This window comes from Methyloglobulus sp., from assembly GCF_964779595.1.
Genome location: NZ_CBAROL010000006.1, coordinates 21,450 through 37,179, shown reverse-complemented (window position 1 = coordinate 37,179; position 15,730 = coordinate 21,450). Strand labels below are relative to the sequence as shown.

12 protein-coding genes are annotated in these 15,730 nt (G+C 46.4%); 5 read left to right on the top strand and 7 right to left on the bottom strand.

The features are described 5' to 3' along the window. Positions 1–42 precede the first annotated feature (42 nt). Genes malQ through glgC form a run of 3 tightly spaced genes read right to left on the bottom strand, consistent with a single transcriptional unit; the run spans position 43 to position 4,519 of the window. On the bottom strand, positions 43–1,521 hold the full coding sequence (gene malQ, locus AC1YY3_RS03955) for a 4-alpha-glucanotransferase (protein WP_481824053.1): 1,479 nt from the start codon (positions 1,519–1,521) through the stop codon (positions 43–45). A gap of 28 nt (positions 1,522–1,549) precedes the next feature. Beyond that, the gene (locus tag AC1YY3_RS03950) at positions 1,550–3,238 is read right to left on the bottom strand and encodes a glycoside hydrolase family 57 protein (RefSeq protein WP_481824052.1); all 1,689 of its coding nucleotides are present in this window, start codon (positions 3,236–3,238) and stop codon (positions 1,550–1,552) included. Positions 3,239–3,259: 21 nt separating this feature from the next. Next, entirely contained in the window at positions 3,260–4,519 is a 1,260-nt protein-coding gene (gene glgC, locus AC1YY3_RS03945) for a glucose-1-phosphate adenylyltransferase (RefSeq protein WP_481824051.1), read from the bottom strand. Positions 4,520–4,622: 103 nt separating this feature from the next. Between glgC and glgB the strand changes: the two genes are divergently transcribed. Both glgB and glgA read left to right on the top strand, forming a co-directional pair. Beyond that, a complete protein-coding gene (glgB, locus tag AC1YY3_RS03940) occupies positions 4,623–6,803 on the top strand; it encodes a 1,4-alpha-glucan branching protein GlgB (RefSeq protein ID WP_481824050.1) in 2,181 nt (726 codons plus the stop codon). Positions 6,804–6,880: 77 nt separating this feature from the next. Continuing rightward, positions 6,881–8,314 (top strand): glycogen synthase GlgA, encoded by a 1,434-nt coding sequence (gene glgA / locus AC1YY3_RS03935; RefSeq protein ID WP_481824049.1) that lies wholly within the window; start codon positions 6,881–6,883, stop codon positions 8,312–8,314. A 325-nt stretch (positions 8,315–8,639) separates the two neighbouring features. Here glgA and AC1YY3_RS03930 read toward each other — a convergent pair whose 3' ends face one another. After that, entirely contained in the window at positions 8,640–10,856 is a 2,217-nt protein-coding gene (locus AC1YY3_RS03930) for a bifunctional SulP family inorganic anion transporter/carbonic anhydrase (protein ID WP_482194330.1), read from the bottom strand. Between the two features lie 533 nt (positions 10,857–11,389). On the opposite strand from AC1YY3_RS03930, the gene AC1YY3_RS03925 reads away from it, so the two are divergent. The 3 genes from AC1YY3_RS03925 to AC1YY3_RS03915 all read left to right on the top strand — a co-directional run bounded on the left by AC1YY3_RS03925 (position 11,390) and on the right by AC1YY3_RS03915 (position 13,248). Next, a complete protein-coding gene (locus AC1YY3_RS03925; protein ID WP_481824047.1) occupies positions 11,390–12,202 on the top strand; it encodes a hypothetical protein in 813 nt (270 codons plus the stop codon). Between the two features lie 89 nt (positions 12,203–12,291). Beyond that, on the top strand, positions 12,292–12,891 hold the full coding sequence (locus AC1YY3_RS03920) for an MBL fold metallo-hydrolase (protein WP_481824046.1): 600 nt from the start codon (positions 12,292–12,294) through the stop codon (positions 12,889–12,891). Positions 12,892–13,032: 141 nt separating this feature from the next. Continuing rightward, a complete protein-coding gene (locus tag AC1YY3_RS03915) occupies positions 13,033–13,248 on the top strand; it encodes a hypothetical protein (RefSeq protein ID WP_481824045.1) in 216 nt (71 codons plus the stop codon). A gap of 47 nt (positions 13,249–13,295) precedes the next feature. Here the strand turns inward: AC1YY3_RS03915 and rluB are convergent, their stop codons facing one another. From rluB to AC1YY3_RS03900, 3 genes are read right to left on the bottom strand one after another with little or no spacing between them, the layout of a single operon-like run. Next, positions 13,296–14,225 (bottom strand): 23S rRNA pseudouridine(2605) synthase RluB, encoded by a 930-nt coding sequence (gene rluB, locus AC1YY3_RS03910; protein WP_481824044.1) that lies wholly within the window; start codon positions 14,223–14,225, stop codon positions 13,296–13,298. Then, a complete protein-coding gene (gene scpB / locus AC1YY3_RS03905) occupies positions 14,125–14,838 on the bottom strand; it encodes an SMC-Scp complex subunit ScpB (protein WP_482194329.1) in 714 nt (237 codons plus the stop codon). The genes rluB and scpB overlap by 101 nt, the downstream gene beginning before the upstream one ends. After that, positions 14,801–15,691 carry a segregation and condensation protein A gene (locus tag AC1YY3_RS03900; protein ID WP_481824042.1) on the bottom strand — a complete coding sequence of 297 codons (891 nt, stop codon included), beginning with the start codon at positions 15,689–15,691 and terminating at the stop codon, positions 14,801–14,803. The genes scpB and AC1YY3_RS03900 overlap by 38 nt, the downstream gene beginning before the upstream one ends. Positions 15,692–15,730 lie beyond the last annotated feature (39 nt).

Here is a 15,730-nt window from a genome sequence, read left to right as displayed (position 1 = left end):
GAAAAACTTAGGAGGCAAGCAGATTTGTTGACAAGACCAAAATCACACTTGCCGATTAAACAATCTAATAAGATGTTTTAGCCTATCTGACCGCTCAGGCGTTACCTGATCCCAGTGAAAACGCCACGTCCAATTGCCTGTGGTCGTTCCTGGCGTGTTCATCCGGTGTTCTGAACCCAGTTCCAGAATATCCTGCATCGGGATAACGGCAAGATTGGCAACAGAACCTAATGCAGCATGGATCAAAGCACAATGTATTGAAGTCTGTGGATTGCCCAGGTAATCGTAAATTTTGTCTTGCTCCTCGGTGGTGAGATTTTCCGACCAACCTAATGTCGTATCGTTGTCGTGAGTTCCGGTATAAGCAACACAGTTTGAGACGTAGTTAGAAGGTAGATAGGGATTATCTGAGCCGTCACCAAAGGCAAATTGCAGTATCTTCATGCCTGGCAGATTAAATTCATCGCGTAGTACTTCGACTTCTGGGGTAATAATACCTAAGTCTTCTGCTACCAAGGGAATATCCCCCAACGCTACCTTGATCGCACTTAGCAAGGCTTTTCCCGGTGCTTTTACCCATTGCCCATTGATGGCGGTTTCCTCTGTTGCAGGAATTTCCCAAGCGGCTTCCAGGCCACGAAAATGGTCGATACGCAGAATATCAAATAATTCCAATTGGGTTTGCAGACGATCAATCCACCAATGAAAGCTGGTTTTCTGTAAATAATGCCAGTTAAAGTGCGGATTGCCCCAACGCTGTCCGGTTGCGGAAAAATAGTCCGGCGGCACACCGGCTACAACCAGCATTTCACCATCATCATCCAGTTTGAACACGTCGCGGTTTGCCCAAACATCGGCGCTATCGTAAGATACAAAAATAGGAATGTCGCCAAAAAGTAACACACCGTGCTGGGTGGCATAAGCTTTTAGCTCTAACCACTGCCGGAAAAACACGTATTGTTGGAATTTGATGCAGTCGATTTGTGGTTTTAATCGCCGACGTGCTTCCTGCAAAGCTTTTAATTCCCGATTCTTAAAATGCTCAGGCCACTGATTCCAACATTGCTGTTTAAATTCCTCCCGAAGTGTCATAAACAGGGCAAAATCATCCAGCCAGAACGCTTTAGCCTGACAAAAATCAGCAAAATCATTTTTATAGCCTTCATCGGCATGTACCAAAAAGCCATGAAATGCCTTGGTCAGCAGATAGCTTTTTGGGTAATCGAAAGCGGATTTTGATTCCGTAGAAAGTTCAGCCAATCTCAGCCAGCCTTGTTTACATAACCAATCAACGCTGATTAATTCGGGATTACCCGCATGAGCTGACAGGCATTGATACGGGGAGAGGTCTGCGTGGGTGATACCTAAAGGCAGCGTTTGCCAGACAGTAATGCCGGTATCATGTAGAAATCTTACGAAACCGTAAGCTTCCTGCCCTAAATCTCCAACTGCACCTGAGCCAGGGAGCGAGGTAATATGCAGTAGGATACCTGCACGTCGTTTGTTTAAAATAGCAGACATCCCTAAATTCCTTGGTTATTCTGAAGGATTATTCTTTTGCTCCAGGTCGCATCGCCCCACCCATTGCAGGCGCACCAAAACCTTGCGTAAAAGACAATGCTAGATAAGCAGGTGGTTTTTCGCCTAATAAGCGGTATAAATTAGCCAAATTCAAGCGGAATTGCTTTTCAAAATTACTGACGGCTTCGCCAGGATTGTAATCACCAAACCACCAAAACCAGTCAGAACCTTCACATACAGCCAGTTGAATCTCGGCTACCTTGATCTGCTTATCGGTCAAGCGTTTCGCTGAAATGGCTTTATCGAAAGCCCACTTCACATCGCCCAACATATCCCAACCGCGATTCTTATCGGTGTCACCTATCCAAGTCGAAAACGTCCCATAGACCCAACTACCAGCAACCAGTCGATTCAACGGTTTAACCTCTACCTTATTTTTCAAGCAGTCGGAAAAGGTCGTGAGTTCAATGGCAGGATGTATTGCTAAACGCTTATACAAAGCACTCAGAAAATAATAGCCATTATCAGGGAAATATTCCCAGGCATTTTCACCGTCCATAATAATGGAAACCACCGAACCTTCCTGCTCATTGGCGGCAATCGTCTCCAGATGCTTAATCAAATCACCAACGGCATCATCCGCATGCCACTTTGAATATTCGAAGCCAATCAAGTCAGATAAGCCATCATCCCTGAAAAAACAGGGAATAGTGGTTTTCTTTAGCTTAAAGGGATAATGCAAGCTGATTGGTTTTTCATTTTCCGGCAACAGCAGGCTGTTATGCAGTACAGAACCGCCGCTGGCAGTCCATTTAAACCCGAAATCACCCAGTATTTTTAGGGTTTTGTCACTGATACTGCCTTCGGAAGGCCAACAACCTTCTGGTGCAAAACCGAAAAACCGTTTAAAGGTGTGTACGCCTTTTTCAAGATGCCAGTGAATTCTTTCTTCACCGCCAGGATACGCTTTTAAATCCGGTAATGGCGCAGTCGGCATAGCTTCATGGGTGGAATTCAAATCCAGCAACAGCGGCATGATGGGATGGGCGTAAGGCGTTACCGAAAGCTCAATTTGACCTTTTTTTGCTAACGCTTTGTAGCGACAAATCACCGTAGAAAGCTGCTCACCAATGATTTCCAGTATTTCAATTCGGTCATGCAAGGTGTAATCGCTGGCTTTTTCGATAAGGTATTTTATTCGATTATCGGTTAACTTTAAGGTTTCCCCCATCCAAGCGAGGTGATACCAAACGAGAATGTCACAAATGAACTGGGAATTCACATAATCCAGGGAATCGTAGTTTTTTTCCAACCACTCAGCCATTGTTGCCAGTCGCTTATAAGCAGGGTATCGGTTGATTTGCCGTTCCTGGTTTGCCCGTAAGCAATCTTTCACCAGTTTCATACGGTCTTCTGGCGATGTTGGTATGCTGGGGTCAACCAATGCTGCCAGCAAAGGATCGGTGATGGCTATGCGGTCATGTAAGTAGCCGCTAACCTGCTTGGCATATTCTTCAATTTGCTCCAGCAAAATCGGCGCAAAATTGACCACTGCTTTTGCATTGGGTACGGCTTCCAGATGTGCTGCCATATCCATATAATCTTTGATAACATGCAGATACGTCCACGGCAACTTGAATGTTCCTGTGTGCAAATCACGGTATTCAGGCTGGTGCATGTGCCAGCACAATACTAACTTCAATTTATTTTTTTCCATATTCTTTAATTTAACGGCTCTTTATCTGACATAGCGCAATTTTTGTCCTAACATATCGGGGGATACCAAAACCACCCCGTTTGAGCTGACGTGATATTTTTTCTTATCTTCTTCCAAGTTTTCACCAATCACCGTACCTTCTGGTACTTCGCAGCCTTTTTCTATTATCGCCTTGGTAATACGACAATGACTACCTATGGTGGTATCAGGTAGCACCACGCTATCTTGCACAGTAGAAAACGAATTTACCCTGACATTTGAAAATAACAAGGAATGCCGCACTGTAGCGCCAGAAATAACACACCCCCCTGAAACCATTGAATCAATAGCGATTCCTCGGCGATCTTCATCATCAAAAACAAATTTTGCGGGTGGATTTTGTTCTTGATACGTCCAGATCGGCCAAGTTTTATCGTATAAATTCAGTTCTGGATTAACGCCGATCAACTCCATATTAGCAGACCAGTAGGCATCAATCGTACCCACATCGCGCCAGTAACTTTGTCCACCCGTTTGCAAATCCAGGAAAGGGTAAGCATTAACCAAGTACTTTTCGATAACCGACGGGATAATATCCTTGCCAAAGTCACGAGTTGAGCCTTTGGTATCGGCATCTTTAATTAATTGCTCGTACAAAAAATCGGCATTAAATATATAAATCCCCATCGAAGCCAGCGCAGTGTCGGTACGCCCTGGCATGACTGGTGGATTGGCAGGTTTTTCCACAAATGCCCTAACACTGCGATTCTCATCGACATCCATTACGCCGAAAGCTGCGGCCTCTTCTAGCGATACTTCTATACAACCTATTGTTAAGTCAGCATTCTTTTTAACGTGGTCAGCGAGCATCGCGCCGTAATCCATTTTGTAAATGTGATCACCAGCCAACACCAAAATATGCTTGGGATGCCGCGTCCGCAGGATGTCAATGTTTTGGAACACCGCATCTGCCGTGCCTTTGTACCAGGAATCTTCATCATGCCGTTGCTGGGCGGGAAACAATTCGACGTACTCGCCAAATTCACCGCGCAAAAATCCCCAGCCTTGCTGAATGTGAAGAATTAAGGAGTGAGCCTTATATTGGGTTAAAATGCCTATCTTGCGAATACCTGAATTCATGCAGTTGGATAAGGGAAAATCTATGATGCGGAACTTTCCGCCAAACGGCACGGCGGGTTTGGCTCGCCAATCAGTCATGTTCATTAAACGTGAGCCACGACCACCCGCCAGGATAAGTGCAATGGTATTTCGGGTTAGGTGACTGATATGACGTTCTGACATGATTTATCTCCTGAGTTCGCGCTTGGTTTGAATAGACGCAGAGCAAGTGTTTTTTTGGTACTATGGGTTGGAAACAATTTTACTACATTGAGGCGAACATAAGGTGAAAAAACCATCTATCAACACACTGGATGTGGAATCTACCAAGATTGCCGAGGCCAGACATCATGACCCGTTTGCGGTCTTAGGTCGTCACCTTACCGACAAAAATAGTACTACGCATATCAAAGTTTACCTGCCTTACGCAGAGAAAGTTCAACTGACCCATAATGGTGCGGATTTTGTTCGGATAACTGATACCGATTTTTTTGAATATGTACTTGGCAAGGAACAATTACCTCAACATTACCAATTATCCTGGACAGATAAAAGCGGTAATACCCACATAGATTACGATCCTTACGATTTTCCGGTGCAGTTACCTGAATTTGACCAGCACCTGTTTGGTGAAGGCAAACATTGGCATGTTTATCAAAAACTGGGCGGACACCTCCATAATACAGATAGCATCGACGGTGTTTTGTTCACGGTTTGGGCACCCAGTGCTGGGCGGGTCAGCGTGGTGGGCGATTTCAATCACTGGGATGGCCGTTGTCACCCCATGCGTAGTTTGGGCGGCGGTGGCTTGTGGGAATTGTTTATCCCAGGACTAACAACGGGCTGTCTCTATAAATTTGAAATACTAAACCGCTTTAGCAACGAAGTGCTATTGAAAACCGATCCTTATGGTCAGCAGTTTGAATTTCGCCCCAATACTTCATCGATTGTTGTTGATGAAAATAGTTACGAATGGTTTGACCACCAGTGGCTTAAGGAACGTACCAGCAGTAATTGGTTGCACACACCCATGTCCATCTACGAAGTCCATCTGGGTTCATGGCGGCGCGATAAACTGGGCAATTTCCTTAACTACCGCGAGCTGGCAGACCAATTGGTCGAGTATGTAAAGCAACTGGGCTTTACCCATATTGAACTGCTGCCCATTACCGAGCATCCGCTTGATGCTTCCTGGGGTTATCAAACCACGGGATATTTTGCGCCAACCAGCCGTTTTGGATCGCCGGACGATTTCCGCTATTTCGTCGATACTTTTCATCAGAACAACATAGGCGTGATCCTGGATTGGGTACCTGCACATTTCCCTAAAGATGCCTTTGGCCTGGCTCGTTTTGATGGCAGTGCCTTATACGAACACGAAGACCCCCGCAAAGGAGAGCATCGCGATTGGGGGACGTTAATTTACAATTACGGTCGTAACGAAGTCAAAAACTTCTTATTGGCAAGTGCGGTTTTTTGGCTGGAAGAATTCCATCTTGATGGCTTACGCGTCGATGCCGTCGCTTCCATGTTGTATCTGGATTATTCGCGTGAAGCAGGAGATTGGATTCCTAACCGTTATGGCGGACGGGAAAATCTGGAAGCCATTGATTTTCTAAGGGAATTGAATGCCGTGACCCACGACCAGCACCCTGGAACTGTCATTATGGCGGAGGAATCCACGTCCTGGCCGCAAGTCACCCGACCTACGTGGACTGGGGGCTTAGGCTTTTCCATGAAGTGGAATATGGGCTGGATGCACGATGTGCTGGCTTATATGAGCCAGGAATCCGTACATCGTAAGTATCATCATGACCAGCTCACCTTCGGTATGCTCTATGCGTTCACGGAAAATTTCACCTTACCTTTTTCGCATGATGAGGTCGTTCACGGCAAAGGTTCTTTGCTAAATAAAATGCCCGGTGATGAATGGCAACGGTTTGCTAATCTACGACTTTTATTGGCGTTTATGTTTACTTATCCCGGCAAGAAATTGTTGTTCATGGGCTGTGAATTTGGTCAGGGTACGGAATGGAATTTTAACAAAGCATTGGACTGGTATGTGTTGGATTACCCTCATCATCACGGTATCCAAACGCTAGTGAAAGACTTAAACCACTTGTACAGAGCGCATCCGGCTTTGCATCACCATGATTTTGACCATAATGGTTTTGAATGGATTGATTGCCATGACGTGCAGCAATCCATCATAAGTTATCGCCGTAAAAGTGAGCAGGAAGATTTATGTATCGTGCTTAATTTCACCCCTGTAGCCAGAGAAAGTTATCGTATAGGCGTACCTAAAGCGGGAGTTTACACGGAGATATTCAATTCCGACTCCAAATATTATGATGGCAGTAACGTTGGCAATGGCGCGGTGCTATCAGAGCCAGTTCCCTGGATGAACCAGGAAAATTCGATTTGCTTATCCTTGCCGCCTTTAGGAGCGGTTATCCTGAAACCTTAGATATTGTAAATCAGAAGTTCGCTATAATCAGTGATCTTACGCCCAATCCTTAGTTAAATGATCGCCAAGAATCATCTATGAAAAAAATATTGTTTGTCACCAGTGAAGCCCATCCTCTGATAAAAACCGGTGGGCTTGCCGATGTTTCGGGCAGTCTGCCTAAAGCCTTAGCTGAATTGGGTCAAGACGTGCGCTTGATACTGCCGAATTATCAGGCCATAAAAACCAGTGGAGATTTACGGTTTCTGTGTTCTTTACGAGTTGATAACCGTGATGTGAGCCTACTTGAAACGCAAATGCCCGATAGCCAAGTTAAGGTCTGGCTGGTCGATTACCCTGAATTCTACAATCGTCCAGGCAATCCGTATTTAGATGAACTCGGCGAACCTTGGTTGGATAATGCTGACCGTTTTGCACTGTTCTGCCGAATTGCTGTGGAAGTCGCTATGGACAGGGCTGGAGTGGACTGGCAGCCCGATATAGTCCATTGTAATGATTGGCAAAGTGGCTTGGTGCCGGCCTTCTTATCGTTAGAGCCACGCCGACCAGCTTCTGTGTTCACCATCCATAATTTAGCCTACCAAGGTTTATTCCCCGCAGAAAGCACCCAAAGCTTAAACCTGCCCGGTCAGTTATGGCATCCAGAAGGGTTAGAGTTTTATAATATGCTGTCCTTCATCAAAGGCGGCTTGGTGTATGCTGACTGCATCACCACAGTCAGCCCGACTTACGCACAGGAAATCCAAACCGCAACCTTCGGTTACGGTTTGGAGGGCTTGCTAAGGCATAAAAAAGATATACTGACTGGCATCCTCAACGGCATTGATCTTGAAGTCTGGAATCCAGAATCTGACCCCTTTATCCCCCAGCATTACCATGTCGCATCGTTAGCTGAAAAGCAATATAACAAGTCTGAATTACAGCGCCGATTCGTTTTGCCCGTAAACGATCACATCCCCTTATTTGGCTTAATAGGGCGACTTGTAGAGCAAAAAGGCATAGACCTGATTATCGACTGCCTGCCCGATATGCTGTCCATGCCCATGCAGCTAGTGTTGCTGGGTTCGGGTGACAAAGCTTTTGAGCAACGCTTACAAAACTTGGCGCATGTTTATCCTGACCAGATGGCAGTTACCTTGGGTTATGATGAATCTTTGGCACATTTGATTGAAGCTGGCTCGGATGTTTTCCTCATGCCGTCGCGCTTTGAACCCTGTGGTTTAAACCAAATGTACAGCCAACGTTACGGTACCTTACCTATCGTCAGGAAAACCGGTGGCTTGGCCGATACAGTTACCGATACCTTGCCCGAAACGATTGCCGACCAAACCGCCACCGGCTTTGTCTTTAACGATGCCAGTGCCAGTTCACTGTTGGAAGCAGTCAAACGCGCCATGCTGCTTTATAGCGACAAAAAAATCTGGGCAAGCATCCAGACCAATGCTATGACAATAGATTTTTCCTGGCGACACAGTGCGGAGCAGTATTTGATGCTTTACCGGAGTTTGTAAACATAACTCAGGATAAGTTGATTCCGTTCGCGTTGATCTTGTCGAACCTTGAACGGAATCAACTTGCTTAGAACCTGTTCAAGATCGTCACGAGCAGTCGTCAGTTGTGGGCGGACGGAGCGCAGCAACCGGAGTTTACTTGCTGTAAATGAGGATTGCGAGTACCGCCCAACCGCAAATGGCGGCGGCGCAGTAGATCTTGAGCAGGTTCTTAGAGATTCCTTAATTCAACGAGCATGGTTACCGAAAGATGTTAGCTGCACCTTTTCGTCCTCAGAATCTGTGTCTTGTACATGTCATTGATTTTACTAAATATAACGATGCTCTAGCCGCCTTCAAAGAAATCGACCTTCCCCGTTTCAATATCGTACATGCCGCCGATAATTGCAATCTCCCACGCCGTTTCCATTGCGGCAAGAAGCTGACTTTTCTTCCTGACATGCCCAACGATGAGTTGGACATTTTTGTCCGCCACCTTTTGCACAAAATCGTCCTTACTTAATCCGCCGGAAGGCGAAATATCTTGGTGAACACAGTCAATCGCAGGTTTTATTTTGGATAACAAGCCGGTCAGATGATCCAATTGAGCATTGGCGACCGCACCTTTTATTGCGCCACAATGGGTATGACCCAGCACCACGATCAACTTTGAACCTGCCAATTTGCAAGCAAACTCCATGCTGCCTAAAATATCGTCGTTGATGATGTTGCCCGCAACACGGGTGCTGAACACATCGCCCAGACCAAAATCGAAAATGAGTTCGACCGATGTCCGCGAATCCATGCAGCTTAAGATGATGGCGATGGGGAATTGACCGTCGCTGGTGTCGTTCACTTGTTCCAACAGGTTACGGTTGGATTTAAGATTGTTGACGAAGCGTTCATTGCCTTCTTTTAGCAAGTCCAATACTTGGTTTGGCGTTAATGATTTCTGGGTCTCGTAAGTGTGCGTTCTGACATTTTCGAGCGGCGGCAGGGAACCAAAACCGCGCATGTTTTCCAGGATTATCTTGATGTGCTTGTGGTGAGCTTCGCTTTTGAAATTTTGGATGATTTCATGTACATCGTAGTCGATATATTGGGATCGCGTTGCGTCTATCACCACCTCGCTGTTGGGCGGCAAGGCTTCCAAAGTCTGCTGGATATTTGCCCGGTTGAGGAAAGAAACGTGTTCGGCTAACCGGATAATGGTCTTGTTGCCGATTTGCATTTCCTTGAAATAAGTCGCGCTTTTAAAGTTTTCCAGCAAAATGGCAAAGAGCGAGACGACCAGGCCAATGACGATGCCGAACAAGATATTGGTGAACACCAAGCCCAATACTGTGGCACAAAAAGGGATGAACTGATACCAGCCCGATTGGTACAGGGCTTTAAAAGCCGTTTGTGTAGCCAGCTTATAACCGACTACCAACAGGATGGCTGCCAAACTCGCCAGCGGGATTTTGTTCAACAACGTAGGTGCCAAAAGGATCGACACCAACAGCAACAAGCCATTGACGATCCCCGCCAACTTGGTTTTTGCGTTGGACTGGACGTTGATGGAACTACGGACGATGACTTGGGTCATGGGCAAACCGCCCAGCAAGGCGGAGCAGATATTGCCTACGCCTTGGGCGATCAATTCCAGGTCTGATGGTGTGACCCGCTTGTAGGGGTCGAGCTTGTCAACCGCCTCAACCGAAAGCAAGGTTTCCACGCTCGCCACGATTGCCAAAGTAATGCCCACCCCATAAACCTGCAAATTGGCTCGCTGGGCAAAATCAGGGAAATGCAATTGCTGCAACAAGGACGGAATATCCTGCACAACAGGGATCTCCACCAAATGGTTTTCACCTAAAGCAAGCCCGGGATAAAACTGCCGCAGCCATTCATTTATTACAACCGCAAACAACACCGCCACTAAGGGTGCTTGCAGCAGCTGGGCAAACTTTTGCTGTTGCATGGTCGACCTTTCCCACAGCAAGATAATCGACAAAGATACGATAGCGATCAAGACCGCGCCGAGTTGAAGGCTGCCCAACATGTGAAACAACTCGCTGAAAGACGAGTAATCGTCCGCTTGGGCAAAGTCGAAATCACCTTCGTAATCCTTATCGTAGCCGATGGCATGGGGGATTTGCTTCAAAAAGATAATGATGCCGATGCCTGTCAGCATTCCGCTGGTGACGGATGACGGAAAGTAATATGCAATTACACCCGCCCGCGCCAACCCCATGACGATTTGCAGCACCCCCGCGACGATGGCCGCGAGCAAGAACCCGTTAAAGCCCAGGCTTTGGATGGCGGGCAACACAATCAACGAAAGCCCAGCTGCCGTACCGCTGATACCCAAAGCCGAGCCACTCAAAGGCGCAACCACCAAGCCGCCCACGATGCCCGTGATTAGACCCGCAAACAGTGGCGCACCCGATGCCAAGGCAATGCCCAAAGACAATGGCACACTGACCAAAAACACGGCGATCCCTGCCGGAATATCATCCCTGATATTGGCGAAAAGCGATAAATTCTCGCTTTGATATTTTTTCTGTTGCAGTTCAGCCATGACTCAAAAAATCCTATCGAATAATTGCTTGCATTCCGCATCGCCCTCTTATTGGTTCGGCCTTTTAATGTTTGAACCGTTCGCCTTGAGCTTGTCGAAGCACACAGCATCTTTCGACAGGCTCAACGGTAGTTAATACTTCACAAGGTCGAATCAATAGTTTCGCTTACTATAATAGAGCCGCGTTAATTCAGTCCAATTCCAATTCCAATTCCAATTCCAATTCCAATTCCAATTCCAATTCAGATAAAGTTTAACACAACTTTGAGGGCATTTATTCATAGGCGGATCGACTACTAGGTTGCAATACCCATCGGGGTAACAGTTAAAGTTAACGGCATTATGTCCATACGATGGCATAAATAGTCTCCGCCTGTTATTGTTTTGGACTCTTTGATAGAATCAGTAGAGCCTTGTCCAAGCACACACCGCATTACGACAGGTACAAAGCGAACGGAAATTTAAAACTTCTCAAAGCCAGAACTATAATTGTTACACTATGGGGCAAAGGTACAACAATAGGAGACGACTTTGTGAACAACCAACAATTAACTTTGCTGCTGTTGCTGTTTATGGTTTCAACCCTAGCCTTGGCGGAATCCGTTGTCGAAGTCATTTCTGTCTACAACCGCCCCGCGTCTGAAATCCAGCCTTTGCTCATGCCTTTGCTGGAGAACACCGACCAAATTGTCGCCAATGGCGATTCGCTTATCGTAAAGACTACGTCGGAGCGTGTGCAAACCATCACTAACATTATCCGTAAACTGGATAACCCGCTGAATAACCTGCTGATTACCGTCATCCAAAGCCGCGATGTCACTGCCGCACAACTCAATGCGGGTATTGGTTTCGACATCCAAGTGCCGCTGCAACAACCTGGTAATGTTAGGGGCAATGTGCAAGGTTATTACAATCAATACCAAGACCAGAATAATCGCCAAAACACTCAAACTATCAGGACGTTAGAAGGCATTCCGGCACACATCAAAGTGGGTAATATTGTCCCAATAACAAACTATCAAACCTACCGTGACGGCTATGGTTATCCTTATGAAAGCCGATCTACCCAATTGGTCGAAGCCACGACCGGATTTGAGGTAACACCTAGATTGGTAGGACAACAGGTCATGTTGGACGTGTCGCCTTGGTCGGATAATATCAATGCTCAAGGTCAATTCCAAACCCAGGAAGCCAATACCTCCATCAGGGCAAACCTGGGTGAATGGGTCGATTTAGGCGGCGTTAATGAAAACACACAAAGTAGCGGTAATACGCCGTTTGGTTACAATAACCAGTCAGGGCAAAACAATCTGCATATTCTGGTGAAAGTGGATAGAGTGAATTAGAGATGGCACAGCGCACTTGTCCCCCCGTGTAACAAAAGATGGATAAATCTTGATAACTTAAGATACTCAGCACCGTTGGAGATAACGATATGAAACAATTACACAGAAAAGATTTGTTTGGCTGGTCGGAATTTAACCCTGAACGTAACCTGGATTTTCACAGTGTGCTTTGGGTGCGCGTGGACGGCAATGTGTTGTTCGATCCTTTGCCCTTATCAGCGCATGACCAAAACCATTTGCGGCAACTGGGTGGAGCAAAGTTTATCATTGTCACCAATAGTGACCACTGCCGTGATGCTTTTCATATCGCCAAAGTAACGGGTGCTGTTTTGTATGGTCCAGCACTTGAACAAGATAGCTTCCCATTCGCTTGCGAACATTGGTTGCACGATATGGAAGAGATTGTTCCTGGGTTGGTTGTGTATCAACTTGGTGGCTCAAAAACACCGGGTGAGTTGGCTCTGGTGTTGGAAGATAGCACCCTGATTACTGGCGATTTAATCCGTGGTCATATCGCTGGTGAGCTGTGCATGCTACCCGAAGCTAAACTTACTGATGTTATCCAGGCCAAGCAATCTGTACAACGAATGGCTGATTTACCAGGAATTAAAACCGTGTTGTTGGGTGATGGCTGGCATGTATTTAATCATGGTAGTGAAATGCTTAACGCTTTGGCAGATTCATTTTAGTACAGTTAGCATTGGCACTTTTACACACAGCTGATGTCGAAAGTTCGGGGTGGATTAGATGCTCTTCTAGTACCAAAACACAAAACACTATCCGTATTTTTCAACTAAACTTATAGCCAGATAGAATGAGGTTAAAGGTAAATGAACTTAAACGTGACCGATTTACGTAAAAAATTACGTCGATCACCCAAGGCGCAAAAGCCAACAGAACAAAGTTTGGAGGAGCGGCGAAAAACCAGTGACCGTCGTGTGCTACCTGTTGCCCCAAGCAATGTTGAACCTGAAGTACAACGCATTTGGTTAACGCCAGGGGAGCGGACATTGATAGAAGACCTTTACCTCCTGGAAGATGAGTAGTCGCTTATAACCAGTTTTTTGTAACTGACATCCGCTATTTATTCTGCTTACCTATTGGGTCTTTTTGTGTCAGGTTTAATGGGTGTTTGAAATTGTTCTTCCTGCATTCCAGCAAATTCAAAAAGTAACGCAAGTTCTTTAGCATCTAATTCATGAAAAGAATGCGCCTTTAAACGTTCTGGCAACACCACTGGCCCATAACGTACTCGCATCAAGCGGCTGACCACAATATTCTGCGATTCCCATAAGCGCCTGACTAGCCGATTGCGGCCTTCTTTAACGGTCACGTAATACCATTTATTAGCACCTTCGCCCGCATAGAAACGAATATCATCAAATTTGGCGATGCCGTCTTCAAGTTCTACGCCTTGCTTAAGCCTTGCCATGACAGCATCAGGAATTTCACCCAAAAGCCGCACCGCATATTCGCGTTCAATTTGGGTGGACGGGTGCATCAGTTTATTAGCCAATTCGCCGTTATTGGTGACCAGCAACAAACCAGAAGTATTGATGTCAAGACGACCTACCGCTATCCATCTCGATGCGTTTAAACTCGGCAATTGGGTGAAAACAACGGGACGACCTTCTGGATCGCGGCGGGTTACAACTTCCCCGACTGGTTTGTGGTACAGCAAGACCCGCGTAGGCTGGATGGTGAATTTTTCCCACAGTACTACGCGGTCATTAATGGTTAAATAATCGCCAGTTTTGATGCGCGTACCCAAAGATACCGTAACGCCCTTGATTTTCAACCGACCTTCGCTTATCCAACCTTCAATTTCCCGCCTTGAGCCAATACCGCCTCGCGCCAGCACTTTTTGGATGCGCTCACCCAGATCGACCTCACTGCTGTCGATTTTCCTGGTCGTAATCGGTTCAGACGGCTGTAGTTTCGCCGAGTTCTTCGCCAATATCTTCTTGGTTGTCGGCGGTCGCTTGGGTGCTGTTGTCTTGCTCGTCGGTGGTTTGTTCTTCACTCTCTTCCTGTAGGATGTGTTGCGGGTTATCTAACGATAAATCAAGGTCTTGTATCTCTTGCAACGTCGGTAGATCGTTTAGGGTGGTAACATTAAAATAATCCAGAAATTGTTTGGTCGTGCCGTATAAACCAGGACGGCCTGGGGCTTCCTTATGGGCGACCACCTTGATCCAGTCTCGCTCCAACAAGGTTTGGATAATGCTGGTGCTGACGCTAACGCCACGTATGTCTTCAATATCACCGCGTGTCACGGGCTGGCGGTAAGCGATAATCGCCAGCGTTTCTAGCAAGGCGCGGGAATAGCGTGGCGGTTTTTCCTCGAACAAACGCGATACCCAGCGGGACAGTTCCTGCCTGACTTGAAAACGATAACCACTGGCAACGTGCTTTAATTCAATGGGGCGGTCACGATAATCTTCGGTGATGGATTCGATTGCTCCCAGTATCTCAATGGTTTCCGGCTGTTCAATTTCAGGGAACACTTGTTGAATCTGCTTGATGGTCATAGGACGGTTAGCAGCAAAAATGATGGCTTCAACGATGCGTTTTATTTCCATGTTGACATCCAGTATTTCAATGACCGGATCCGGCAGTACTTGCGGTAATTCCACCGCTTTCACCAATTCCGTCAACTCCACCATTTCTATCAAGGGAGTGGGTGGAGCTGGCAGTTCTAACTCGCAGCTCTGCGTAAGGCTCGGACTGGAAGATGTCAATGAGACGCTCTTTACTGAGTTCGAGGATCGCCAGAAACGAGACGACGACCCCTTGTCGTCCTTCTTTTCTGAAGAAAAGTTGCGAAAAAAGGAGACTATCCGCTCCTTTAAGGTTTTCCAAAATGGCTGACATTCGTTCACGGACAGATAACGGCTCTTTAGTGATGTGATGGTGGCTGAGTTGCTCAACCCGTTTCAAGACATCCTGAAATGCCAACAGCATTTCATTTAGCTGGATGTCAGGCAGTACTTGTTCGATATTCAATTTCGAGACATCAACGACGGCGACAAAAATATCGCGTTCCAACCGTGGCATCAGGTCGATTTCCTCGGCAACGCTTTTAATGCACTCGTATTCCTGTAATCTGCGTATCAAAGTCGCCCTAGGGTCTTCTTCCTCGTCTTCCGACTCCGATTGCCTGGGCAGTAACATTCTGGACTTTATTTCGGCCAGCACCGCCGCCATCACCAGATATTCTGCCGCCAATTCCATTTTCATAGTACCCATCACTTGAATATAAGCAATGTACTGATGCGTTATCTGGGCTATCGGTATGTTGATAATGTCAACATTTTGCCGCCTTATCAAGTACAGCAATAAATCCAACGGCCCTTCAAATAACTCAAGGAACACCTCCAGCGCATCCGGCGGTATATATAAGTCTTCCGGCAGCTGGTTGAACGGCGCACCATTGACTATCGCATAAGCTGACGGCGCTGTCGGTCGTTTGATAGTGCTTTCGGGCATATTCATTGCTTTATTTCAACAAAATAAGTCAATGGCTAA

Excerpts from the sequence above, each read along its gene's own strand:
- glgC (WP_481824051.1), bottom strand. The coding sequence starts at position 4,519 with ATGTCAGAACGTCATATCAGTCACCTAACCCGAAATACCATTGCACTT.
- malQ (WP_481824053.1), bottom strand. The coding sequence starts at position 1,521 with ATGTCTGCTATTTTAAACAAACGACGTGCAGGTATCCTACTGCATATT.
- AC1YY3_RS03915 (WP_481824045.1), top strand. The coding sequence starts at position 13,033 with ATGAACTTAAACGTGACCGATTTACGTAAAAAATTACGTCGATCACCC.
- AC1YY3_RS03920 (WP_481824046.1), top strand. The coding sequence starts at position 12,292 with ATGAAACAATTACACAGAAAAGATTTGTTTGGCTGGTCGGAATTTAAC.
- AC1YY3_RS03950 (WP_481824052.1), bottom strand. The coding sequence starts at position 3,238 with ATGGAAAAAAATAAATTGAAGTTAGTATTGTGCTGGCACATGCACCAG.
- AC1YY3_RS03930 (WP_482194330.1), bottom strand. The coding sequence starts at position 10,856 with ATGGCTGAACTGCAACAGAAAAAATATCAAAGCGAGAATTTATCGCTT.
- glgA (WP_481824049.1), top strand. The coding sequence starts at position 6,881 with ATGAAAAAAATATTGTTTGTCACCAGTGAAGCCCATCCTCTGATAAAA.
- AC1YY3_RS03900 (WP_481824042.1), bottom strand. The coding sequence starts at position 15,691 with ATGCCCGAAAGCACTATCAAACGACCGACAGCGCCGTCAGCTTATGCG.